A 23,898-nucleotide genomic window follows, 5' to 3' on the forward strand; every position below is an offset into this window, starting at 1 on the left:
TTTACATTCGATATACTTAGACAGGACATTGTAAAGAAACTGAAAAAGAAATATAAAAAAGAGGAGAAAAAACGTGGGAAACATAAGCATCCTTCTGGGGCTGCTGGGCGGCCTGGCCTTGTTCCTCTACGGTATGCAGATGATGAGTTCCGGCCTGGAGGCCGCAGCTGGCAACCGTATGAAGCGCATCCTTGAGCGACTGACTTCCAACCGTTTCCTTGGCGTCCTGGTGGGCGCGGTGATCACTGCGGTGATCCAATCTTCTTCCGCCACAACAGTCATGGTGGTGGGCTTCGTTAACTCCGGCATGATGACCCTGCGGCAGGCCGTGTGGATCATTATGGGTGCCAATATCGGTACCACCATTACCGGCCAGCTCATCGCCCTGGACGTGGGCGCCATGGCACCCCTGTTTGCCTTTGTGGGTGTGGCCATGGTGGTGTTCCTGAAGAAACCCCAGATCCACCACTACGGCAACATCCTGGCCGGTCTGGGCGTACTCTTCATCGGCATGGAGATGATGAGCTCCTCCATGGAGCCCCTGCAGGAGTGGCCCGCCTTCGTGGATGTGGTCAGCACCTTCTCCAATCCCCTGATCGGTATTCTGGTGGGCACCCTCTTCACCGCCCTCATCCAGTCCTCCTCTGCTTCGGTGGGTATTCTGCAGGCCCTGGCGGTCAGCGGTGTGATTGGTCTGGACAGCGCGGTATTCGTCCTGTTCGGGCAGAACATCGGCACCTGCATCACCGCCGTGCTGGCCTCCATCGGCACCAGCCGCAACGCCAAGCGCACCACGGTGATCCACCTGATGTTCAATGTGTTTGGCACCATACTCTTTACCGCCGTCTGCATTCTTACCCCCCTGACCGATTTTATGGTGAGTCTGACCCCCAACTATCCGGCGGCCCAGATCGCCAATATGCACACACTCTTTAACGTTGTCACCACCATTCTGCTGTTGCCCCTCGGCAACGGGCTGGTGAAGCTGGCCATGTTCATCCTGCCCGACCGGAGTGAGAGCGGCGAGGAGGGAATGCACCTGGCCTATCTGGTGCCCAACCCCACCCACACCAAGCAGGAGCACCCCATCGGCTTCTCCGCCATGTATATCACCCAGCTGCGGCAGGAGCTGAACCGGATGCTGGGGATGGCCCGGGAAAACATCGCCACCTGCTTCCAGGCGGTGCTGGATGTGGACCCCAAGAAAATGGAAGGTGCCGAGGCCACCGAGGACTATCTGGACTACCTGAATAAGGAGATCTCCCAGTATATCTCCCAGGTTATCGTCCATGAGACCAACGAGCAGGATTCCACCGCCGTCAGCGCCTACTTCAAGATCACCGGCAACATTGAGCGCATCGGCGACCATGCCATGAACATCTGCGAGTATACCCAGATGATGCATGATAAGAACATCCAATTCTCTCCCGAGGCCCGGGAAGAGATTAAGCGGATGGAGCAGGTCAGCCTGGAGGCCCTGGATCTCCTGGGACAGGAGGTTACCGATCCCACTAAGTGGCTGACCAAGGTGTCCGCCCTGGAGCAGCGGATGGACGACATGACTGAGGAATACCGCCGCAACCAGCTCAAGCGGATGCGGAAGGGTTCTTGCTCCGACGAGGCCTGCATCATCTTCTCCGAGCTGCTCACCGACTTTGAGCGGATTGGCGATCACGCCCTGAACATTGCTCAGGAGCGGGCCTCCATTTCCTCCGACGCCACCGGCGTTTAAACCAAACCAAAACTCCCCCCGGTTCAACCTTTGAGCTGAACCGGGGGGAGTTTGTTTTATTAAGATAGTGGGGTGCGAAGAACCCTGCGGCTGGCGCCAAGAGCCAGAAAGAGGGTAAGCAGCTCTGTGACCGGGAAAGCCAGCCAGATCCCGGTGACGCCCAGCAGCCATGCCAGCAAAAGTACCAGCGCGGCAATGCCTACACCGCCCCGGAACAGGGACAGGAGAAAGGAGGCACGGGGCTGCTCCACAGCACCCAGGAAGGAGGCGGCAATGATGTTGGGCCCGGCAAAGAGAAAGCCCCAGAAATAGATCCGCAGCCCGCTTACTGCCAGCCGGGCCAGTTCCGGGTCGCCATCCCGGTTGAACAGGGATGCCAGGGGTTCGGCCCCGAATTGAGCGATGAGGGCCAAGGCCAGACCCACCAGACAGGAGACCAGCAGGGCCAGACGGCAAAGCTGACGGACGGTGTGATGGTCTCCCCGACCGTAGGACTGACTGATGAGAGGCTGGGCCCCCTGGGACAGGCCGGTAAACAGAGCCAGAGCCATGAGCGCCAGATTGGCCACCACGCCGTAGGCTGCCACCCCAACCGTACCGGCAGCCCGGAGCATCAGGGCGTTATAGAGAGCCAGCACCATGCAGGAGGTAAACTCATTGAGAAAGGCGGCGCTGCCCAGGCCTGCCACGTCGGCCAGGGACCGGGCCGGGTTGGCGGGCCGGCTCAGCCGGTACTGATTCCGACCAGTGAGGCTGTGGAGAGAGGAGAGACACAGCCCGATTACCGGAGCGGTGCCGGTGGCCAGAGCTGCCCCGAAAATACCCATATTTAAAGGATAGAGGAAGAGGTAGTCCAGGGCGATGTTGGCCAGACTGCCGGTGAGCATGGCGGTCATGGCCAGCTTGGGATTGCCGTCATTGCGGACAAAGCACACCATCACATGGTTAAGCAGAAAACAGGGAGAGAAGAGGAGTACCGTGCGCAGATAGACAGTGCACAGAGGCAGTGTGTCGGTATTAGCCCCCAGCAGCAGAGCGATGGGCCGGGCACAGAAGGCTCCCAGCAGAGCCAGGATGATCCCCAGCCCCAGCCCGGTGAGCAGGGACAAGGTAAAGGTGCGGTTGGCCCGATCTTTATCCCCCTGATACCGGCAGATGGAGTAGCGGGTGGCGCCCCCGATACCCAGCAGGATGCCCAGTCCGTTGATGAGCCCGAAAATGGGAATAGCCAGATTGAGGGCCGCCAGCCCGTCGGAGCCCAGCCGGTTGGCCACAAAAAAGGTGTCCGCCATAATGTAGCCGGACAGCCCAAGGGCTCCCAGCATATTTAAGGAGATGTACTTGAAAAAGGTCCGCCGCATATTCCGTCCTCCTGCGTGCAAATGAAAAACGTGCCTGAGTATATTCCTTCAAAGACCTACGGAATATACTCAGGCACGTTGCCTCGCCCATCCGGTGACGGGCGTCATGCACATGGTTTACTTGTGGATAAGAGCATACCAGAAGAGCGGAATCCTGTCAAGCTTGGGAAAGGTTACTGGGACAGCTTTTCCCGCAGCACCTGGTTGACCACCGCCGGGGCGGCCTGGCCCTTGAGCTGCCGCATGACCTGGCCCACCAGGAAGCCGAAGGCCTTCTCCTTGCCGGATTTGAAGTCCTCCACCGACTTCTGGTTGGCGGCCAGCACCTGTTCCACCACGGCGGTCACCAGCCCGGCGTCGGACACCTGGGCCAGACCATGTTCCTTAATATAAGCATCCACGTCGCCGTTGTCGGCAAAGACCGCTTCAAAGACCTTGACGGCGGTGTTGCGGTTGAGCTTGCCATCTTGAACCAGAGCGATGAGCTTGGCCAGAGTGGCGGGGGTTAGCTTCATGTCCTTGGCCTCCAGGCCGTGGGCGGACAGTTGGCCCATAACCTGACCCATGACCCAGTTGGAGGCCTGCTTGGCATCGGCTCCCAGGGCAACTACTTCTTCAAAAAAGTCAGCCAGAGCCTTCTGGGAGGTGAGCATCTCAGCGTCGTAGGCGGGCAGTCCCCAGTCGGCCTGATAGCGGGCCCGCTTGGCCTCGGCCAGCTCGGGCTGGGCGGCCCGGAGTCCTTCGATATATTTGTCGGACAGCTCCAGCGGCGGAATGTCCGGCTCGGGGAAGTAACGGTAATCCTGGGCGTTCTCCTTGGAGCGCATAGCGTAAGTGGCGTCCTTGTTCTCGTCCCAGCGGCGGGTCTCCTGGACCACCCGCTTGCCTTCCTCAATGAGCTCGATCTGCCGCCGGGCCTCGTAGGCGATGGCCCGGGAGATGGCCTTGAAGGAGTTCAGGTTCTTCATCTCGGTGCGGGTGCCGAACTCTGTGGACCCGGCGGGACGCACCGACAGGTTCACGTCGCACCGCAGGGAGCCCTCCTGCATCTTGCAGTCGGACACACCCAGGTATTGCAGGGTGGAGCGCAGCTTCTCCAGGTAGGCGATGACCTCCTCAGCCGAGCGAAAGTCGGGCTCGGTGACAATCTCAATGAGGGGCACGCCGCAGCGGTTGTAGTCCGCCCGGGTCTGGTCCAGCCAGGGGTCGTGGACCAGCTTGCCCGCGTCCTCTTCCATGTGTAGCTCGTGGATGCGGATGGTCTTGCCTTCCCCGATGTCCACTTTGCCGTCGTGGCAGATGGGCAGGTAGAGCTGGGAGATCTGGTAGGCCTTGGGCAGGTCGGGGTAGAAGTAGTTCTTCCGGTCAAACCGGCTGAAACGGCTGATCTCACAGTTCAGAGCCAGACCGGCCTTTACCGCAAACTCCAGTACCTTTTCGTTGAGCACCGGCAGTGTGCCCGGCATACCGGTACACACCGGGCAGCAGTGGGTGTTGGGCGCGCCGCCGAATTGGGTGGTGCAGGAGCAAAAGATCTTGGTCTTGGTGGCCAGCTCCACATGGGTCTCCAGACCGATCACGGTTTCCCAAGTCATTGGGCGTCACCTCCTTTGGGGCTTTTCTTGTGCCAGCCGGTGTCCAGCTGGAAGGCGTGGGCGGCGTTGAGCACCCCGCCGTCGCCCAGGGCGGGACCGATGAGCTGGGCGCCGATGGGCATACCCTTGCCGTCAAAGCCGCAGGGCATGGACAGGGCGGGCAGGCCCGCCAGGTTCACCGACACGGTGTAGATGTCGCTGAGGTACATCTTCAGCGGGTCGGTGAGGCTCTCCCCCAGCTTGGGAGCGGTGGTGGGGGCCACCGGTGTGAGCAGCAGATCGTATTTGGCAAAGGCCTCGTCGAAGGCCTTCTTGATGAGGGCCTTTACTTGAAGGGCCTTTTTGTAGTAGGCGTCGTAGTAGCCGGAGGACAGCACGAAGGTGCCCAGCAGGATGCGCCGCTTCACCTCGGAGCCGAAGCCCTGGGTGCGGGTCTTGCAGTAGAGGTCGGTGAGATCCCCGTAGTCCTCAGCCCGCCATCCGTACTTGACTCCGTCGAACCGGGACAGGTTGGAGCTGGCCTCGGCGCAGGCGATGATATAGTAGGTGGGCACCACATACTCCATCACCGGCAGGGCAAATTCTTCCACCTGGGCCCCACGGGCTTTCAATACCTCGGCGGCGGCCAGCACGGCGGAACGCACCTCACTATCCAGACCCTGGCCGAAGCAGTCTGCCGGCAGGCCGATTTTTTTGCCCCGCAGGTCGCCGGTGAGGGAGGAGAGCAGCCCACCGGCGGGGGCGTCCAGGCTGGTGCCGTCCCGGGGGTCCCTGCCCTGGATCAGGTCCAGCACCGCCGCGCAGTCGGCGGCGGACTTGGCGATGGGGCCCATCTGATCCAGGGAGGAGGCGTAGGCGATGAGGCCGTACCGGGACACGGTGCCATAGGTGGGCTTCATGCCGGTGACGCCGCAGTAGGCGGCGGGCTGGCGGATGGAGCCACCGGTGTCCGAGCCGATGGCGTACCACACCTCACCAGCTGCCACGGCGGCGGCAGCACCGCCGGAGGAGCCACCAGCCGCCCGGGTCAGATCCCAGGGATTTTTTACCGGGCCGCAGTGGGAGGTCTCAGAGGTGGAGCCCATGGCGAACTCATCCATGTTCAGCTTGCCCATGGACACCGCTCCGGCGGCGGAGAGCCGCTCCACCACAGTGGCGTCATAGCAGGGGACGAAGCCCTCCAGGATCTTGGAGGCGCAGGTGGTGGCCACGCCTTTGGTGCAGATGTTGTCCTTGTAGGCCATGGGCACCCCGGACAGAGGGGAGGCAGACAGGTCGGCCGCCGGGAAGACGGGGCCGTCCACCGTGACAAAGGCGTTGTTGTCCGGTTGGGCGGCGTGAATACGGGAGAGGGCGGCCTCCACCGCCTCCTGCTGGGTCACCTCGCCGGTGCGGAGCTTTTGGGCCAGCTCCAGGGCAGTCAGTTCATACAGTTCCATGTGTGCCACCTCACTCTACCGCCTTGGGGACCAGGAAGGTCTCGCCGTCCCCGGCGGGAGACCCGGCCAGCAGGGTCTCCCGGTCGTAGGACGGGACCACCTCGTCGGCGCGCAACACGTTTTTCAGGGGGAAAATGTGGCTCAGGGGCTCCACATCGGTGGTATCCAGGGTGTTGAGTACATCCATATAGGCCACGATGCGTTCCAGTTCCGCAGTCATGGCGGTTTTCTCCTCCGCCGGCAGCTGGAGCCGGGAGAGCTGGGAGATATAGTCGACCATATCTTCGGTGATTTTCATGTTCAATCCTCCTTACGGTTCCAGTCGGGTGCGGTCTCTGGGGAACAGACAGGCCCGGCGGACGTTGTCCAGGCCGCACAGCTGCATGGTCAGCCGCTCCAGGCCGATGCCCAGTCCGCCGTGGGGCGGCATACCGTACTTGTGGATCATGAGGTAGCTTTCAAACTCCGCCGCTTCCATGCCCCGAGCCTCCATCTTGGCCACCTGGGCGGCGTAGTCGTGGATACGTTGACCGCCGGTGGTTACCTCCAGACCCCGGAACAGCAGGTCGAAGGACAGGGTGAAGCGGGGATCATCAGGGTCGTCCATGGCGTAGAAGGGCCGCTTCTTGCTGGGGTAGTGGGTGACGAACACAAAATCGCTGCCCCACTCCTCCATGGCGTACTTGCCGATGGCGTGCTCCTCCTCCGGCTCCAGATCGAAGGGGTCCCGGATCTGATAGCCGTATTTTTCAGCCGCCAACCGCTTGATCTCGTCAAAGCGGACGGCTGGAATTTGGGAGGCGTCGGGCAGCTTCACCCCCAGCAGGGCCAGCTCGGCGGAATACTCCTGTTTCAGCAGCTCCATCAGGTGCTGAAGGAAGCCCTGCTCCATCTCCATGATCTCGGTGAAGGACTGGATATAGCCCATCTCGAAGTCCAGAGAGGTGTACTCGTTCAGGTGCCGCTGGGTGGAGTGCTTCTCCGCCCGGAACACAGGGGCCACCTCGTACACCCGCTCGAAGGCCCCCACCATGGTTTGCTTGTAGAACTGGGGAGACTGGGCCAGGAAAGCCTTTTTGCCAAAGTAGTCCAGACGGAAGATGTTGGACCCGCCCTCGGCACCGGCGTGGACGATCTTGGGAGTGTGGACCTCGGTAAAGCCCTCCCCCTGGAGGTAGTCCCGGAAGGCCCGGCCGATGGCGGCCTGGATGCGGAACACCGCCCGTTCCTTGGGGGCTCTCAGCACCACCGGCCGCAGACCCAGCTCGGTGTCCAGGTTCAGATCCAGCTTTTTCTTGGAAAGAGGCACCGGCAGGGGAGCGGCGGGGCGGGACAGGACGGTGAGGCTGGCGTCGGTCAGCTCTTTCCCGCCGGGAGCCCGGGGTTCGATGCGCCACATACCGGCGGCGGTGACGGCGCACTCCTCGGTGGCCCCGTCCAGGGCGTCCTTTTGGGTGCAGACACACTGGACCAGACCGGTGCGGGTGCGCAGGGTGACGAAGGTGATGCCGCCCATGTCCCGCAGGGCGTGGACCGCGCCGTGGATGGTGACGGGCTGGTTATTCCGGCCCTCCACCGCTTTGTCGATTTGTTTTGCCAGGAATACCATACCGTTCACAACCTTTCTTGTTTGAAAAAAATAAAAAAAGTCCCGAAGTCGATCAAAACGACTTCGGGACGGAAAAACTCCGCGGTACCACCCGTAGTTGCCCCATCACCCTTGATGGAGCCACTTGGAACTCTTAACGCGAGTAATACGGACGAACCTACCTCCCAAACGGGGCTCGGCACGCCAGCTCAAAAGTGTTGCGCCATCCCATCCTGCCGGACCGGGCTTTCAGTCGGTGACCCGGATTCTCTGTCGGCTCTCACGGGCGGCGGTCTTTGTCGCAGCCTTTATGGGCGTAGTATATGCGCTTTTGCGTGGAAAAGCAACTGTGAATTTTGACAAAATCTGCCCTAGGCAAGGAGGGCGGCCCTATGTTACAATGGGGAAAATCCTCGAAGAAAGGGGGCGGAGGACACGAAAAACTGGGATGAGCTCTATGCCGAATGTATGGACTGCCGCAAGTGCTCCCTGGCCGATACCCGGCACAACGTGGTCTTTGGCGAGGGCGCCCGGGACGCGGAGGTCATGTTCATCGGCGAGGGTCCCGGTGAGCAGGAGGACCTGACCGGACGGCCCTTTGTGGGTCGGGCGGGCCAGCTGCTGGACGATATGCTGGAGATGATCGACCTGCGCCGGGAGAAGGTGTTTATCGGCAATATGGTCAAGTGCCGTCCGCCGGGAAACCGGGACCCGCTGAACATTGAGCAGGAGGCCTGCATCGGTTACCTGCGCAATCAGGTGGCCCTGATCCGGCCCAAAATCATCGTCTGCCTGGGGCGCATCGCCGCCATTCGGCTGATGAAAGACGACTTCAAGATCACCCGGGAGCACGGACAGTGGATGGAGAAGGCCGGGGTGTGGATGATGGCCATGTTCCACCCTTCCGCTCTGCTGCGAGACCCCTCTAAACGGCCTGAAAGCTTTGTGGATCTAAAGACCCTCCAGGCCAAGATCCGGGAGATCTGCAACCATACCTACGACTGAAGAACGGGACCTGCCTGAGGCAGGTCCCAATTTTTTATTCGTTTTTTATCACAGAAGGCAAAGGGAGCGTTATGGTTCACTCCGCCTCCGGCACATATTCCAGAATATCCCCGGGCTGGCAGTCCAGGGCCTTGCAGATGGCCTCCAGGGTGGTAAAGCGGACTGCCCGGGCGTGATTGTTTTTCAAAATGGACAGGTTGGCCAGGGTGACATCCACCTTGGCGGACAGCTCATTGAGGCTCATCTTCCGCTTGGCCATCATCACATCCAGATTCACAACGATGGGCATGGGAACACCTCCTCAGATGGTCAGATCGTTTTCCGCCTTCATCTCCGCCGCCTGGCGGAAGAGGGCGGATATGACCAGACAGAGCAGCCCGGCCAGAAAGAAGAGCGGAACAAAGAGTGTATTATAGCTGAACAGAGGCGCGATGGATTGGGCATAGCAGATCCTCCAGATCACACGCACCAGGGCGGCCCCGGAAATCAGAAAGCAGAGGACCGCCGACCCCAAAAGGCTTTTGGCATTTTCCAGGCAGAAGGGAGTACCTTTGAGGACAGTGCCCAGCACCCGGCGGCCCTGCCACAGGATGGCCGCTGTACAGGCGCCGCAGAAGAGCAGAAAACCAGACAGAACATCCGCCTGGATGCCGTTGCGCCCCCACATGGACCAGCCGCCGATGAGCAGCATATGCAGGGTATCGTCGATGTCATAGTCCCACCACGCCGTGAGCCCCTGCTGTGAGCCGATGTGTACCAGCCCGGGCACCATGATAAGTGCAATGAGGTTGCATACAAAAGTGATGGTAACCAGTATTGTCAGCACATGGGCCAGTTTCTGCACGCCGGTTCTCTCCATAATCACGCCTCCTTTGGCATCACTGTACCACGGAACACATTGCTTGTAAATGCGTTTTTATCGTTTTTCAATATAACGACGGGGCTTGTAACGTTTTGCGGAGCAAAAACGTGTATCCTATAGGAACAGAGAAAGGAGAGTGGGCTATGGATCGGGAGGAAGCCGCCCGGCTGGTGGAGCGGTATAGTACAGCGGTGTACCGGCTGGCCTACGCCCGGACGGGCAGCAAGGAGGACGCGGAGGACATTACCCAGGAGACCTTCCTACGGCTGGTGTGGGCGGCCCCTGTTTTTCGGGACGGGGAGCATTGCAAGGACTGGCTGCTGCGGGTGGCTGCCAACTGCGCGGGGGACCTGCACCGCTCCTCCTGGCGTCGGCGGTCGGTGCCCCTGGAGGAGGCGGGGCAGGTGGCCGCGCCGGAGCTGCCGGAGGAGCAGGGCATGGAGGCGGCCATTCTGGCGCTGCCGGAGGACTACCGGGTGGTGGTCCATCTCTATTACTACGAGGAGTTAAGTACCGCGGAGATCGCCAAGGTGCTGGGCAAGCGGGAGGGGACCTCCGTACCCGCCTGAGCCGGGCGCGGGCTATGCTGCGGGAGGACTTACAGGAGGGAGAAACGCCATGCTGAAGCAGGATTATCAGACCTGGATGGACCAGGTAGAGCCGGATCAGGACTTTCAGGCCCGGCTGACGGAGGCCATGACATCAGAGCCGGTAAAAACCCCTAGACATACGTTCCGGGTGCTTGTGGCGGCGGCGGTGATGTGCGGTGCGCTTGTGGTGTCGGCGTTGGCGCTGTCCCCCGACCTGCGGCAGACCCTCAGCGGGATACTGGAGGGATACACCCCCCACAGCCAGACAGTGGAGGGGGTATCGGTTACTGACCAAGGGGTGAAGGTGGAAATAGTGGCCGCCCTCACCGACGCCGCCGGTGGCACCGCCTATCTGGAGGTCACCGACCTGGAGGGAGACCGGATCGGACCGGATACCACCCTGGCCGGCGGGGAAGAACCCCTGGCCTACGACAGCGAGAGCAGCACTGCCCTGTATGCCTGGGAACTGGACCGGGGGGGCCTTTGGGAGGACGGCACGGTGGAGGTGTCGCTGTCTGGGTTCTGGCCGGGCCAGGTGCGGCAGGGCGGCATTGAGCTGCCATGGGAAGAATTTGCCTCCTTTGAGACGCTGGCTTCCACCGCTGTGACTGGCGCAGACGGGACCGCCCTTACCGCTCTGGTACCAGAGCAGACCCATATGGCCCTGGAGGGCACCGACGATGTGTGGATCTCCTCAGTGGGCTATGATCGGGGCGGGCACTTCCACATCCAGTTCGGCCTGTCGGAGGCTGTGACCCATCTGGAGGAGGCGGAAATCCTGCCCGCCGACCTAACGGACATCCACTATGTGGTGCTGGAGGGTGGACGGTATATCGATTGGTACTGGAAGGAGAGCGGGGAGCTGGCCCTGGAGGAACTGCCGGAGATGATTTCTGCCTCCTACTGGACCGGGACGGCCATCTAGGATGACTGGACCCTTCGCTTTGAGCCGGAGTTGCTGCCCCAGCGCACGGTGGCCCTGAACCAAAGTCGGGAGGGCCTGCGCCTGGAGCAGGTGGAGCTGACCGCCATGTCCCTCAGCCTGCGGGTGGGCTTTGAGCACCCGGAGCTGGGCGTGGACGGCGGGGCCTGCCTGGGTACCCGTTCCATGCTGCTCCAGCTAAAGAACGGCGAACAGGTGGCCCTGGCCTTTGACCAGCGGTATCAGCTGTTCCAGAGCGAGGATGGCAGCCTGCACACCATTCTGGATCAGACCAGCCCCGGTGGGGAGCGGTATGGCGCCCTCTATGTCTGGACCTTACCGGAGGCTATCGAACCTGATCTGGTGGAGGGCTTGTGGTTGGGCGAGACGTATCTCCCGCTGCGTGAGGCTTGATTGGGACGTAAAAACCATCAGGCCCCGCCGTATTTTACGGTGGGGCCTGATGGTTTTTCTTGCATTGATGTTGTATTTCTAGTATAATATGCTGGATTATGGAGGCGGTGGATGCCGCCAGGATATGATACGAGGAAGTGCAGTCAATGAAGTACGATTTTGCTGCCATCGAGCCCAAGTGGCAGAAAAAATGGGCAGAGGAAAAAACCTTCCACTGTGAAAACCACAGTGATAAACCCAAGTTTTACGGCCTGGTGGAGTTCCCCTATCCCTCCGGACAGGGTCTGCACGTAGGCCACACCCGCCCCTATACCGCCATGGACGTGGTGGCCCGCAAGCGCCGTATGGACGGCTACAATGTGCTGTTCCCCATGGGCTATGACGCCTTCGGCCTGCCCACCGAGAACTACGCCATCAAGAACCACATTCACCCCGCCAAGGTGACCCACGACAACATCGAGAACTTCACCAAGCAGCTGCATATGCTGGGCTACTCCTTCGACTGGGACCGGGTCATCAACACCACTGATCCCAGCTATTACAAGTGGACTCAGTGGATCTTCCTGCAGCTCTGGAAGCACGGCCTGGCCTACAAGACCACTATGCCCGTGAACTGGTGTACCTCCTGCAAGTGCGTGCTGGCCAACGAGGAGGTTGTGGACGGCGTGTGTGAGCGCTGCGGCGCCCCCGTGGTCCGCAAGGAGAAGAGCCAGTGGATGCTCAAGATCACCGAGTATGCCCAGCGCCTCATCGATGACCTGGACGACCTGGACTTCATCGAGCGGGTCAAGACCCAGCAGAAGAACTGGATCGGCCGCTCCACCGGCGCCGAGGTCACCTTCAAGGCCACCACTGGCGAGGACATCGTGGTGTTCACCACCCGACCCGACACTCTGTTCGGCGCCACTTATATGGTCCTCTCTCCCGAGCACGCCCTGGTGAAGGGCTGGCTGGAGAGCGGCAAGCTGGCCAACGCCGACGATGTGCGTGCCTATCAGGCCGCCGCCGCCTCCAAGTCCGATCTGGAGCGCACCGAGCTGAACAAGGAAAAGACCGGCGTGTGTCTGGACGGCGTGAAGGGCATCAACCCGGTCAATGGCAAGGAGATCCCCATCTTTATCTCCGACTATGTGCTCTCCACCTACGGCACCGGCGCCATCATGGCCGTGCCCGCCCACGACGACCGCGACTGGGAGTTTGCCAAGAAGTTCGGCTGTGAGATCATCGAGGTGGTCTCCGGCGGCGAGGACGTGCAGAAGGCTGCCTTCACCGCCAAGGACGAGACCGGTATCCTGGTCAACTCCGAGTTCCTCAACGGTCTGACCGTAAAGGACGCCATCCCTGTCATCACCAAGTGGCTGGAGGAGAAGGGCATCGGCGAGGCCAAGGTCAACTACAAGCTGCGTGACTGGGTGTTCTCCCGTCAGCGTTACTGGGGCGAGCCCATCCCCATGGTGTACTGTGAGAAGTGTGGCTGGCAGCCCATTTCCGAGGACCAGCTGCCCCTGCTGCTTCCCGACGTGGACTCCTACGAGCCCACCGACGACGGCGAGTCCCCCATCTCCAAGATGACCGACTGGGTCAACACCACCTGCCCCCACTGTGGCGGCCCCGCCAAGCGGGAGACCGATACCATGCCCCAGTGGGCCGGTTCCTCCTGGTACTTCCTGCGCTATATGGACCCCCACAACGACAAGGCCCTGGCCTCCAAGGAGGCTCTGGAGTACTGGAGCCCTGTGGACTGGTACAACGGCGGCATGGAGCACACCACCCTGCACCTGCTGTACAGCCGGTTCTGGCATAAGTTCCTCTACGACATCGGCGTGGTGCCCACCAAGGAGCCCTACCAGAAGCGCACCTCCCACGGCATGATCCTGGGCGAGGGCGGCGAGAAGATGTCCAAGAGCCGCGGCAACGTGGTCAACCCCAACGACGTGATGGCTCAGTACGGCGCCGACACCATGCGCACCTATATCATGTTCATCGGCGACTTTGAGAAGGCTGCCTCCTGGAGCGACAACGCCGTTAAGGGCTGTAAGCGCTTCCTGGACCGTGTGTGGAACCTGTCCGAGAATCTGACCGATTCCATGGATTACTCCGCCGCCAATGAGAGCGCTGTCCACAAGACCATCAAGAAGGTGGCCGACGACATCGAGGCCATGAAGTTCAATACCGCCATTGCCGCCCTGATGGCTCTGGTCAACGACTTCTATGCCAACGGCTGCTCCAAGGGCGAGTACAAGACTCTGCTGCTGCTGCTCTCCCCCTTCGCTCCCCATATGGTGGAGGAGCTGTGGGAGACCCTGGGATTCAATGCCGACGGTATGGCCTGCCAGCAGGCCTGGCCCTCCTACGACGAGAGCAAGACCGTGGCCGCCGAGGTGCAGATGGCCGTTCAGGTGTGCGGCAAGCTGCGCGCCACCGTCACCGTCCCCATGGACAGCGACGAGGCTACCGTGGTGGCTGCCGCTCTGGCCGATCCCAAGGTGCAGAAGTTTACTGAGGGCAAGAACCTGGTCAAGACCATCCTGGTACCCAACAAGCTGGTCAACCTGATTGCCAAATGAGCATTAAAGGCGTGCATCATGTCTCCCTGAAAGCCCAGGGAGCGGAAGAATTCCAGCGGGTTCTGGATTTCTATCAGCAGGTGCTGGACTGCCCCCTGATCCGCCATTGGGGCCAGGGGGACAGCCAGGGCGCCATGCTGGATCTGGGTAATACCATTCTGGAAGTTACCTCCAATGGTATGGAGCGCTGTAAGGGCCTCTTTGCCCACTTGGCTTTTGCCACAGACGATGTGGACGGTATGGTGGAGCGGCTGCGGGCCGCAGGATGCCCGGTGCTGGTCCAGCCGGTGGATAAAAATCTGGGCGGGAACTACCCCATCCGCATCGCTTTTTGTGCCGGTCCCATTGGGGAAGAGCTGGAATTTTTCCAGGAACTGACCCAGGAAAAAAGAAAGGAATAAATCTGCACTTGACATTTGCTTGCGAATAGCATACAATGATTCTGTTAAAGCCATATCTATGTGTGGCCCTTTGGCGGTGGAACCCCGCCGCTTCGGAGGGAGGGGAAGTCAATGTCGGAAGTCCATGTGAAGGACGGCGAGTCCTTGGAGAATGCGCTGAAGCGTTTCAAGCGCAGCTGTGCCAAGTCTGGCGTTCTGGCCGAGGTTCGCAAGCGTGAGCACTACGAGAGCCCGAGCGTCAAGCGGCGCAAGAAGTCTGAGGCCGCCCGCAAGAACCGCAAGAAGTATTACTAATCCTACAGATTACAGGACCCCGCGCCTATGGCGCGGGGTCCTGTTGTATCTTTGCCTATCCTGCCAGAATATCCTCCAGCACATCCTCAATTTGTGGATAGGACAGCACCGCCTGCCGGATGCCCAGTCCCCGGGCCACCTGCAATTTTTTGCGGATGGACCCGGCGTCGTCAAAGAGAACGAAATGAGCGCCGTTCTCCCGGGACATATAAGTAAAGTAGTGGGCGCACAACTCAGTAGAGAAAAAGATGGAGGGACTGCGTTCGTCCATCAGCCGGCGCAGCTCCTCCTGGCTGAGAGGTTGCCCCTGACCGGAGGGGGAGGGGAGGTAGAAGTCCTCTGCCACCCGCTCTATGGCCAGGGCCACCCGGTCCTGGCCATACCGCTGCGCCGCCTCCGCCAGCCGCTGGGCCAGAGAGCCGCCGGACAGGGCGGAGGAGATGAGCACTTTGGCGCTGTCGGCATAGCCGCCGTAGGTCTCGGTCACATAGAGAGGCCAGCCCCGCTTTTGGGTGAGACCGGCCAGGGTACGGACGATTTCCGCCAGCAGGGGCATGGGACGGCCCTCAAAGTCACATAAGATGCCGTCATACCCCCGGGCGGAGCACTCCCGCAGAACCTCTTGACAGAAGGGCCCGGCCTCACCCCGGCCGTCAAAGCCCACGCAGTCCAGCGCCATGAGGCCGCCCCGGACGGATATGGGCATATTGGCCCGGAAGAGATGGGGGCCGCCCCCCACCCGATAGGCCGCATGGGCCACGGGAAGGCCAAACCGCAGAGCCGCCCGGCTGTGGGCGGGGGGTGCGGTGAGAATCAATGTGGAATTCAGCTGCATATCAGCTACCCCCTTGTCCAAGTTGTAAGAAGCGTGTATAATCAGCTTGTCGAAAAGGCTTTCCGACAAGCTGAAGCACGTTTTGAAACTTGAGCCAAGTTTCAAAACGTGTTTGATCGAACGCGAAAGACAACCCTGACGGTTTATCTCTGCGCCAAGTGCCGCCTTGCGGCGGTTGCGCTCCGAATCGCCCTGCGGGGCAGTCTTTCACACTATCTTTCCCTCAGAATCCTTTGCTCTGGAGGTTCTTTTCGATAGCCTGTACCATCCTATGCTGACCAGACAGCAAATAGACGAGGTGAAACCATGCTGACGGCCCACTGGTCAGGAAAGACCATTTACGACATCGATCCCGCCGCGCTGGCCGGGCGGGGTATCCGCCTGCTGCTGGCCGATCTGGACAATACCCTGGTGCCCTACGGGGTGCCGGAACCTACCCAGGCGGTGCGAGACTGGACGGCGGAACTTCAGAATCAGGGAATCACCCTGTTTGTGCTGTCCAACAACCGGCATCCCCAGCGGCCCGAGCGGTTCTGTAAGGCCCTGGGCGTTCCCTACATCGGCCACGCCGGGAAGCCCAAGCCGGGCTCCTTTATCAAGGCCATGGAGCAGATGGGCTGCACCCCGGAGCAGACCGCCATTGTGGGGGATCAGATCTTTACCGATATTCTGGGCGGCAGCCGGGCTGGTGTGACCACGCTGCTGGTGGAGCCTATCCGGCTGGCGGGTAATCCGGGGCGTTACCTGCGGTACGCCGCCGAGTGGCCCTTCCGCGCCCTGACAAAAAGGAGAGCAAAACCATTATGAGCGCTATCTTCGGACCGGCAGGTAATGCCGAGTCCTTTCCCTATAAATCCTCGGTGGACGCTCCCCGCTGGCTGGCGGGGCTGGGGCTGGACTGCTACGAGTACCAGTGCGGCAAGGGCGTCAACGTAGGGGAAGCCACGGCCAGAAAGGTGGGGGAGGCGGCCAGGGAGGCGGGCATTGCCCTATCCCTCCACGCTCCCTATTTCATCAATCTGGCCAATCCCGATCCCGACAGCCTGCAAAAGACCATCGGCTATATCACAGCGGCCTGCCAGGCGGCAGACTGGATGGGCGCCACCCGGGTGGTCATCCACTCGGGCGCCCTGATGAAGCGCACCCGGCGGGAGGCCCAGGACATCGCCCTGCACTCCCTGAAAGAGGTGGTCACCGCCTGCGACGCTGCCGGGTTTGGACACATCACCCTCTGCCCCGAGACCATGGGCAAGATCAACCAGCTGGGGAACCTGGACGAGGTTTTGGAGCTGTGTACTCTGGATGAGCGGCTTACCCCCTGCGTGGACTTCGGCCACCTGTACGCCCGTACTCTGGGAGAGCTGGAGGGCCATGAGGCCTGCGTGAAAATGCTGGACCGCATCAAAGAGGTGCTGGGAGAGGAACGGGCCTCCCGTTTCCACAGCCACTTCTCCAAGATCCAGTTCACCCCCAACGGGGGAGAGAAGATGCACCTGACCTTCGATCAGGCGGACTTCGGGCCCGACCCGGAGCCTCTGATGACCGAGGTGGCCCGCCGGGGCTGGAGCCCTACTTTTATCTGCGAAAGTGCGGGTACCCAGGCGGAGGATGCGCTGACTATGAAGAAGCTGTACCAAGGCAGTCTGACCTGAACTTTGGCGCACTTTCGCAGGGGCCCCGCAGAGCGGGGCGGCGCGTTTGCGCCGAGCCAAGCGTTTTGGGCTTTCGGCCCAAAACCTTGATGCCGGGCGAATTCAGTTCGCCCGAGCAGATAAAAAAATATGGGGCCCCCGGCGGACCGTGGTCCGCTGGGGCAAAGTGCCGGGACACAGGCCGAGGACGCTCTAACCATGAAAAAGCTGTACCAAAGCGCCCTTTAGGGCTGCTGCGGCGCGAGATAGAAAGGAAGTCTTTATCATGAATCATCTCAATCAGATCGCGGCCAAGCTGGACGAATACAAGCTGGACGCCATGCTCATCACCAGCGATCCCGGCGAGTACTATGCCATCGGGTTCCACGGCGAGGGCATGGTCATCGTGACCAAGAACGAGAGCCGCTATTTCACCGACTCCCGGTACATTGAGGCCGCCGGCAACCTGGTGACCGGCGCCCACATCACCATGACCGACCGGAACAAGAACTTCATGGTGCTGGCCGAGCAGGCTGTGCAGGAGCTGGGCATTCAGAAGATGGGCTTTGAGGACGGCTATGTGACTGTGGCCTCCTACAACCAGTATTCCAAGCTGCCCTGCGAGCTGGTGCCTGCCCAGAGCCTGGTGAACAACCTGCGGGCGGCCAAGGACGAGGAAGAGATCGCACTGATGAAGAAGGCCCAGGAGATCACCGACCAGGCCTTTGACGCCATTCTGAAGTTCATCCAGCCCGGCATGACCGAGCAGGAGATCGCTGCTCGCCTTCAGTATGAGATGCTGTGCCGGGGCGCTGAGAAGATGAGCTTTGACCCCATTGTGGTGTCCGGCCCCAACGGCTCCCTGCCCCACGGTATCCCCAGCGAGAAGAAGGTGCAGAAGGGCGAGTTTATCACCATGGATTTTGGCTGCAAGTACGGCGGCTACTGCTCCGACATGACCCGCACCATTGCCCTGGGCGAGCCCACCGAGGAGATGCGCAAGGTGTACGACACTGTGCTGAAGGCCCAGCTGGCCGGTATTGCCGCCGCCAAGGCGGGCGTACCCGGCAAGGAGATCCACAACGCCGCCGCCAAGGTGATTGAGGACGCCGGTTACGGGGCATACTTTGGTCATGGCTTCGGCCACAGCGTAGGCATCGAGATCCATGAGTCCCCCAATGCCAACGGCCGTGACGAGACCCCCATGCCTGTGGGTGCCGCTGTTTCTGCTGAGCCCGGTATCTACCTGCCCGGCAAGTTCGGTGTGCGTATTGAGGATGTGCTCATCTACACCGAGGAGGGCACAGTGAACCTCACCAAATCTCCCAAAGAGCTGATTATTCTGTAAAAAGCCTTGCAATGAGGGGAATAATAAGGTAAAATGACTTAGCTGATGATTTAAAAAACCTTTTGGAGGATGAATTTCAATGCCTACGATTTCTGCCAGTGATTTCCGCAACGGCGTGACCTTTGAGATGGACGGCCAGGTCATGCAGGTCGTCGAGTTCCAGCACGTCAAGCCCGGTAAGGGCGCCGCTTTCGTCCGCACCAAGATGAAGAACGTCATCACCGGCGGCGTGACCGAGACCTCTTTCAACCCCACCGCCAAGTTTGAGCAGGCCTATGTGGAGCGCAAGGACATGGAGTACAGCTACAACGACGGCGATCTGTACTACTTCATGGACCCCGAGACCTACGATCTGGTGCCCATCGGTTCCGAGCTGCTGGGTGACAACTTCCGCTTCGTGAAGGAGAACATGGTGTGCAAGATCAACTCCTACAAGGGCAAGATCTTCGCCGTGGAGCCCCCCACCTTCGTGGAGCTGGAGGTCAGCGAGACCGATCCCGGCTTCAAGGGCGACACCGCCACCAACGTGACCAAGCCCGCCACCCTGGAGACCGGCGCCGAGATCAAGGTGCCCCTGTTCATCAACCCCGGCGACAAGATCAAGATCGACACCCGTACCGGCGAGTACCTGGAGCGCTGCAAGGGTTAAGAAAGTATCTGGATAAGGCCCTTCGTGGCTGACTGATGAAGAAAAGGAGACGCATTATGACGATTTCTGAGAAGGTCGCGTACCTGAAGGGCCTGGCTGAGGGCCTGAATATCGACACCGAGAAGTCCAAGGAGGGCAAGCTCCTCAACGTGATCATCGGCATCCTGGAGGAGATCGGGATGTCCATTGAGGATCTGGAGGAGAACACCGTGGCTCTGGGCGAGGAGATCGACGCCATCTCCGACGACCTGGCCGACGTGGAGAAGGCCGTCTATGAGGACGAGGACGACGAGGATGACGACGACGATTGCTGCTGCGATGACGACGACTTCTTCGAGACCGAGTGCCCCAACTGCGGCGAGACTCTGGTGATCGACGAGTCCGTTCTGGACGAGGGCGTGATCCAGTGCCCCAGCTGCAAGCAGAAGTTCGCTCTGGACCTGTCTGACGACTGCTGCTGCGGCGATGAGGACGAGGACGACTGCGGCTGTGGCTGCGGCTGTGAGGACCACGACCACGAGGACTAAGTTCCAAGGTATATCGGGAGCGCTGCGGAGATTCCGCGGCGCTCCTTTTTTGCCTTTGTTCGATGTTTTCTCTTATGGCCACAAAACCAGTGGGATTTTGGTGAAAATGGCGGGGGAAGTCTCTTGCGTCTGCCGCTGCCAGCGTAGTATAATGGGCACGGAATTAGATTAGATTAACTCTGAGAACTGCGGATGGGATAAGATGAAACTACAAGAGACACAGACACATAAGACTCTGGAGGAAGTCCAGCCCGGGGAAAAGGGCATCATTCTCCAGGTAGGCAATGACCGGGGGCCGGTGAAGCGCCGCCTGGTTGACATGGGCCTGACCCCCGGTACCCAGGTCATGGTGCGCAAGGTGGCCCCCTTCGGCGACCCGGTGGAGCTCAACCTGCGGGGCTACGAGCTGTCCCTGCGGAAGGCCGACGCCGCCCAGATCCTCATCGCCACCGGCGAGGAGGGAGAGCGGAAGGCCCAGGCCAGAAAAAAGCGCATGGGTATGGTGCAGCACTTGCCCGACGAGGAGACCATCCGGCGGATGGATGCCGACCACGCCCATGAGGCTGCGGCCCACGGTGGTGTGCCGGATTACGCCAGCCACGATACCCGGGAGATGAAGCTGGCTCTGGTTGGCAACCCCAACTGCGGCAAGACCACCCTCTTTAATGCCCTTACCGGCTCCAACCAGTATGTGGGCAACTGGCCCGGCGTGACGGTGGAGAAGAAGGAGGGCAGGGCGGAGGTAGATGGGAAATCCGTCACCGTGGTGGATCTGCCCGGCATTTACTCCCTCTCCCCCTACTCCATGGAGGAGATCGTGGCCCGGGATTTTATCGTGGGAGAGCGGCCCGACGCCATCATCGACATCATTGACGCCACCAACATTGAGCGCAACCTCTATCTGACTGCTCAGCTGTTGGAGCTGGAGAGGCCTATGGTCATTGCCCTCAATTTTATGGACGAGGTGGAAAAGCACGGGGACAAGATCGACGTGGACCGGCTGTCCGAGGAACTGGGCGTACCGGTGATCCCCATCACCGCCCGGTCGGGCAAAAACATCCAGAAGCTGCTGGAGGTGGCCCACCACCAGATGCACGTTGGGGTCACCGTGGAGCCGGACGACCTGTATGACGACTTCACCCACCAGATCCACCACAAGATGGGCGAGCTCATCCACGACAAGGCCTATGCCGCCCACATTCCCGCCCACTGGGCTTCCATCAAGCTCATTGAGGGGGACGATCTGGTGGAGAAGGCCCTGGGCCTGAATGGGGTGGAGAAGGCCGCCCTGGAACGGGTCTGTCAGGAGTATGAGAGCGCCTATGAGCTGGGCGACCGGGAGACCCTCATCGCCGACGCCCGGTATCAGTTTATCCAGAAGGTGGTGGACAGCTGTGTGCACCGGGGCCGTCCCCTGGGCACCCCCACCCTGTCCGATCGGATCGACGCCATCGTCACCCACAAGGTGTTTGCCATTCCTGTGTTCCTGCTGATGATGCTGGCTATGTTCGCCCTCACCTTTGGCCCCGGCCAGATGCTGGCTGACGGGGTGGATACCCTCATCGGCGGCTACTTTGCCGACTGGGTGCGGGGTGTGCTGGTTACCGCCGGTACCGCCCCCTGGGTGGAGGCTCTGTTGGTGGACGGTGTCATTGCCGGTGTAGGCGGCGTGTTGACCTTCCTGCCCCAGATCGCCATTCTGTTCCTCTTCCTGTCCTTCCTGGAGGACTCGGGCTATATGGCCCGGGCCGCCTTCATCATGGACCGGCTGCTGCGGCGCTTCGGCCTCAGCGGCAAAGCCTTTATCCCCATGCTGATGGGCTTTGGCTGTACGGTGCCCGCCGTTATGGGCGCCCGCACCATGGAGAATGAGAAGGACCGCCGCATGACCATCATGCTGGTGCCTTTCATGTCCTGCTCCGCCCGGCTGCCGGTGTACGGCCTGCTTACCGCCGCCTTCTTCCCCCGGTACGGCGGCCTGGTGGTGTTTTCCCTCTACTTCCTGGGCCTGATCTTCGCCATTCTCTCCGGCATCCTGCTGAAGAAGCTGGTGTTCAAGGGGGAGCCCGCCGCCTTTGTGCTGGAGCTGCCCCCCTACCGCCTGCCCACCCTGAAGAACATCGCCCTCCATGTGTGGGAGAAGGTGAAGGGCTTCCTCATCAAGGCGGGCACTCTGATCCTGGCCATGAGCGTGCTGCTGTGGTTCCTCCAGACCTTCGGCTTTGAGGGCGGCGCCTTCGGTATGGTGTCCAACGAGGAATATTCCATCCTGGGTGCCATCGGGTCCTTCCTGGCCCCCCTCTTCGCGCCGCTGGGCTTCGGTACCTGGCAGGCGGCGGTGGCCCTCCTCTCCGGCCTGGTCGCCAAGGAGATGGTGGTGTCCTCCATGAGTATGTTCTATGGCTTCTCCGTCACCGCCAGCGGCACCGCCATTGCCGCGGCCCTGGGCGGCACGTTCCAGAGCCCCCTGGCGGCCTACTCCTTCCTGGTGTTCGTGCTGCTCTATGTGCCCTGTGTGGCCGCGGTGTCCACCATCCGCAAGGAGATGAACTCCGCCAAGTGGACTCTGGCCTCCATCTGCTGGCAGCTGGGGGCGGCCTGGCTGGGTTCCTTCCTGGTCTACCAGATCGGCTCTCTGTTTTTGAGGTAACGCTATGTTGAAATACCTGATCTACGCCGGGGTGGCCGTCCTCATTATTTGGGCGGCGGTCTACCTGATCTATCGCTTCCATCAGAATCTGAAGGGCAAGCGGGGGTGCGACTGCGGCGGCTGCTCCAGCTGCCCCCACACCTACTGCCGCCACCGGAAAGCGCCGTAAGGAGGGGCTTGGTATGGATCAAAAACTGGAACAGCTCCAGAAATGGATCGATGAGAGTGAGAATATCGTCTTTTTCGGCGGGGCGGGCGTGTCCACCGAGAGCGGCATCCCTGATTTCCGCAGCGTGGACGGCCTGTACAACCAGCAATACCAGTATCCCCCGGAGACCATTCTGAGCCACACCTTCTTCCAGAAGAATCCGGAGGAGTTCTACCGCTTCTACCACAACAAGATGCTCTTTCCCGACGCCAAGCCCAATGTTGCCCATCTGAAGCTGGCGGAGCTGGAGCAGGCGGGCAAGCTCAAGGCCGTGGTGACCCAGAACATCGATGGGCTCCACCAGGCGGCGGGCAGCGTCAACGTCTACGAGCTCCACGGCTCGGTCCACCGCAACTACTGCATGAAGTGCCGTCAGTTTTACGACCTGGACTTTATGATGGAGCAGAAGGGCGTGCCCCACTGCCCGGTGTGCGGCGGCATGATCAAGCCTGATGTGGTGCTCTATGAGGAGTCCCTGGACCAGGAGACCATCGAGGCCGCTGTGCTGGCCATCTCCCGGGCGGATATGCTCATCATCGGCGGCACCTCTCTGGCGGTGTATCCGGCGGCGGGTCTCATCCGCTACTACCGGGGGAACAAGCTGACCCTCATCAACAAGAGCCCCACCCCCTACGACAAGGAGGCCGACCTGGTGATTGCCGGACCCATTGGGGAGATTTTGGGCGCTGTTACCGTATAACCCATAAAAGGGACCTGTCCACGGACAGGCCCCTTTTTTCCTTGTCAACGGCCATCCTTCCCGGTATAATGAAGGCACTACGAAAGGGGAGGCAGGCCCTATGTTCGACTTCACACAGATTAGCCGCTATCGGGAGAACAACCGCCTGGAGGCCAAGCTGGCCACCGGCGGCCTGCCCCACAGCATCTGGGAGACCTACTCCGCCTTTGCCAATAGCTACGGCGGGGTGATCCTGCTCGGGGTGGAGGAGCTGCCCGACCACAGCCTGCGGGTACAGGGCCTGCTGGACCCCCAGGGCATGGTGGAGGAGTTCATTGCCGGGCTGGACGATCCGGCAGTGGTGAGCCTCAACATCCTCCAGGAGGAGGACATCCAGATCCTCCATGTGGACGGCGGGGATATTGTGGCCATTACCGTGCCTATGGCGGAACAGGATCAGCGGCCGGTGTATATCGGGGGCAATCTCCGCAGAGGGTCCTACCGCCGCAGCGGAGACGGGGATTATCACTGTACCCAGGCGGAGCTGAACGCCATGCTGGGCGGCCGGTCCCACTGAGCACTTTTTGAGGGCAAAAAGCCT

At 60.8% G+C, this 23,898-nt stretch carries 25 protein-coding genes; 17 read left to right on the forward strand and 8 right to left on the reverse strand.

What is annotated here, in order from left to right; genetic code table 11:
* Positions 1-73: 73 nt before the first annotated feature.
* The gene (locus tag B5G42_RS07755) at positions 74-1,732 is read left to right on the forward strand and encodes a Na/Pi cotransporter family protein (RefSeq protein WP_275532437.1); all 1,659 of its coding nucleotides are present in this window, start codon (positions 74-76) and stop codon (positions 1,730-1,732) included.
* Between the two features lie 59 nt (positions 1,733-1,791).
* On the opposite strand, the gene B5G42_RS07760 is transcribed toward B5G42_RS07755, so the two are convergent.
* The 5 genes from B5G42_RS07760 to aspS all read right to left on the reverse strand — a co-directional run bounded on the left by B5G42_RS07760 (position 1,792) and on the right by aspS (position 7,736).
* On the reverse strand, positions 1,792-3,093 hold the full coding sequence (locus B5G42_RS07760; protein ID WP_087268710.1) for an MATE family efflux transporter: 1,302 nt from the start codon (positions 3,091-3,093) through the stop codon (positions 1,792-1,794).
* 173 nt (positions 3,094-3,266) lie between these two features.
* A complete protein-coding gene (gene gatB / locus B5G42_RS07765; protein WP_087268714.1) occupies positions 3,267-4,688 on the reverse strand; it encodes an Asp-tRNA(Asn)/Glu-tRNA(Gln) amidotransferase subunit GatB in 1,422 nt (473 codons plus the stop codon).
* Positions 4,685-6,127, reverse strand: a complete 1,443-nt coding sequence (gene gatA, locus B5G42_RS07770) for an Asp-tRNA(Asn)/Glu-tRNA(Gln) amidotransferase subunit GatA (protein WP_087268717.1) — start codon at positions 6,125-6,127, stop codon at positions 4,685-4,687. Before gatA ends, gatB begins: the two co-directional genes overlap by 4 nt.
* Positions 6,128-6,137: 10 nt before the next feature.
* Positions 6,138-6,425: an Asp-tRNA(Asn)/Glu-tRNA(Gln) amidotransferase subunit GatC gene (gatC, locus tag B5G42_RS07775; RefSeq protein WP_087268720.1), complete on the reverse strand. Its 288-nt coding sequence runs from the start codon at positions 6,423-6,425 to the stop codon at positions 6,138-6,140.
* A gap of 12 nt (positions 6,426-6,437) precedes the next feature.
* Positions 6,438-7,736: an aspartate--tRNA(Asn) ligase gene (gene aspS / locus B5G42_RS07780; protein WP_087268723.1), complete on the reverse strand. Its 1,299-nt coding sequence runs from the start codon at positions 7,734-7,736 to the stop codon at positions 6,438-6,440.
* Positions 7,737-8,183: 447 nt separating this feature from the next.
* Between aspS and B5G42_RS07785 the strand changes: the two genes are divergently transcribed.
* Positions 8,184-8,720 (forward strand): uracil-DNA glycosylase, encoded by a 537-nt coding sequence (locus B5G42_RS07785; protein ID WP_087268725.1) that lies wholly within the window; start codon positions 8,184-8,186, stop codon positions 8,718-8,720.
* 76 nt (positions 8,721-8,796) lie between these two features.
* Here B5G42_RS07785 and B5G42_RS07790 read toward each other — a convergent pair whose 3' ends face one another.
* Entirely contained in the window at positions 8,797-9,009 is a 213-nt protein-coding gene (locus tag B5G42_RS07790) for a helix-turn-helix domain-containing protein (RefSeq protein WP_087268728.1), read from the reverse strand.
* 12 nt (positions 9,010-9,021) lie between these two features.
* Positions 9,022-9,579 carry a DUF2975 domain-containing protein gene (locus B5G42_RS07795; RefSeq protein ID WP_087268731.1) on the reverse strand — a complete coding sequence of 186 codons (558 nt, stop codon included), beginning with the start codon at positions 9,577-9,579 and terminating at the stop codon, positions 9,022-9,024.
* A gap of 146 nt (positions 9,580-9,725) precedes the next feature.
* On the opposite strand from B5G42_RS07795, the gene B5G42_RS07800 reads away from it, so the two are divergent.
* From B5G42_RS07800 to rpsU, 6 genes are all read left to right on the forward strand, one after another.
* A complete protein-coding gene (locus B5G42_RS07800) occupies positions 9,726-10,151 on the forward strand; it encodes an RNA polymerase sigma factor (RefSeq protein WP_242961167.1) in 426 nt (141 codons plus the stop codon).
* A 49-nt stretch (positions 10,152-10,200) separates the two neighbouring features.
* Positions 10,201-11,097 carry a DUF4179 domain-containing protein gene (locus B5G42_RS07805; RefSeq protein ID WP_087268734.1) on the forward strand — a complete coding sequence of 299 codons (897 nt, stop codon included), beginning with the start codon at positions 10,201-10,203 and terminating at the stop codon, positions 11,095-11,097.
* A gap of 30 nt (positions 11,098-11,127) precedes the next feature.
* Complete coding sequence (locus B5G42_RS07810) at positions 11,128-11,508, forward strand: hypothetical protein (RefSeq protein WP_087268737.1); 381 nt, start codon at positions 11,128-11,130, stop codon at positions 11,506-11,508.
* A gap of 146 nt (positions 11,509-11,654) precedes the next feature.
* Complete coding sequence (gene leuS, locus B5G42_RS07815; RefSeq protein ID WP_087268739.1) at positions 11,655-14,075, forward strand: leucine--tRNA ligase; 2,421 nt, start codon at positions 11,655-11,657, stop codon at positions 14,073-14,075.
* Positions 14,072-14,476, forward strand: coding sequence for a VOC family protein (locus B5G42_RS07820; protein ID WP_087268741.1), 405 nt, complete (start codon positions 14,072-14,074; stop codon positions 14,474-14,476). The genes leuS and B5G42_RS07820 overlap by 4 nt, the downstream gene beginning before the upstream one ends.
* Positions 14,477-14,587: 111 nt before the next feature.
* Complete coding sequence (gene rpsU, locus B5G42_RS07825) at positions 14,588-14,770, forward strand: 30S ribosomal protein S21 (protein ID WP_009259223.1); 183 nt, start codon at positions 14,588-14,590, stop codon at positions 14,768-14,770.
* A gap of 55 nt (positions 14,771-14,825) precedes the next feature.
* Here rpsU and B5G42_RS07830 read toward each other — a convergent pair whose 3' ends face one another.
* Complete coding sequence (locus tag B5G42_RS07830; protein ID WP_087268743.1) at positions 14,826-15,605, reverse strand: hypothetical protein; 780 nt, start codon at positions 15,603-15,605, stop codon at positions 14,826-14,828.
* 306 nt (positions 15,606-15,911) lie between these two features.
* On the opposite strand from B5G42_RS07830, the gene B5G42_RS07835 reads away from it, so the two are divergent.
* From B5G42_RS07835 to B5G42_RS07875, 9 genes are all read left to right on the forward strand, one after another.
* The gene (locus B5G42_RS07835; protein WP_087268746.1) at positions 15,912-16,412 is read left to right on the forward strand and encodes a YqeG family HAD IIIA-type phosphatase; all 501 of its coding nucleotides are present in this window, start codon (positions 15,912-15,914) and stop codon (positions 16,410-16,412) included.
* Entirely contained in the window at positions 16,409-17,257 is an 849-nt protein-coding gene (locus B5G42_RS07840) for a TIM barrel protein (RefSeq protein WP_087268749.1), read from the forward strand. The genes B5G42_RS07835 and B5G42_RS07840 overlap by 4 nt, the downstream gene beginning before the upstream one ends.
* A 265-nt stretch (positions 17,258-17,522) precedes the next feature.
* A complete protein-coding gene (locus tag B5G42_RS07845) occupies positions 17,523-18,584 on the forward strand; it encodes a M24 family metallopeptidase (protein WP_087268752.1) in 1,062 nt (353 codons plus the stop codon).
* A gap of 79 nt (positions 18,585-18,663) precedes the next feature.
* The gene (gene efp / locus B5G42_RS07850) at positions 18,664-19,233 is read left to right on the forward strand and encodes an elongation factor P (RefSeq protein WP_087188553.1); all 570 of its coding nucleotides are present in this window, start codon (positions 18,664-18,666) and stop codon (positions 19,231-19,233) included.
* A 56-nt stretch (positions 19,234-19,289) separates the two neighbouring features.
* Complete coding sequence (locus B5G42_RS07855) at positions 19,290-19,760, forward strand: CD1247 N-terminal domain-containing protein (protein WP_087188552.1); 471 nt, start codon at positions 19,290-19,292, stop codon at positions 19,758-19,760.
* A 202-nt stretch (positions 19,761-19,962) separates the two neighbouring features.
* On the forward strand, positions 19,963-22,410 hold the full coding sequence (gene feoB, locus B5G42_RS07860; protein WP_087268755.1) for a ferrous iron transport protein B: 2,448 nt from the start codon (positions 19,963-19,965) through the stop codon (positions 22,408-22,410).
* Positions 22,411-22,414: 4 nt separating this feature from the next.
* Positions 22,415-22,579, forward strand: a complete 165-nt coding sequence (locus B5G42_RS07865; protein ID WP_087188550.1) for a FeoB-associated Cys-rich membrane protein — start codon at positions 22,415-22,417, stop codon at positions 22,577-22,579.
* Between the two features lie 13 nt (positions 22,580-22,592).
* Entirely contained in the window at positions 22,593-23,318 is a 726-nt protein-coding gene (locus tag B5G42_RS07870; RefSeq protein WP_087268758.1) for an NAD-dependent protein deacylase, read from the forward strand.
* A gap of 100 nt (positions 23,319-23,418) precedes the next feature.
* The gene (locus tag B5G42_RS07875; protein ID WP_087268761.1) at positions 23,419-23,874 is read left to right on the forward strand and encodes an AlbA family DNA-binding domain-containing protein; all 456 of its coding nucleotides are present in this window, start codon (positions 23,419-23,421) and stop codon (positions 23,872-23,874) included.
* The last annotated feature ends 24 nt before the right edge of the window (positions 23,875-23,898 follow it).

The sequence above is a fragment of the Flavonifractor sp. An91 genome, assembly GCF_002159225.1.
GTDB classification, from domain to species: domain Bacteria; phylum Bacillota; class Clostridia; order Oscillospirales; family Oscillospiraceae; genus Flavonifractor; species Flavonifractor avicola.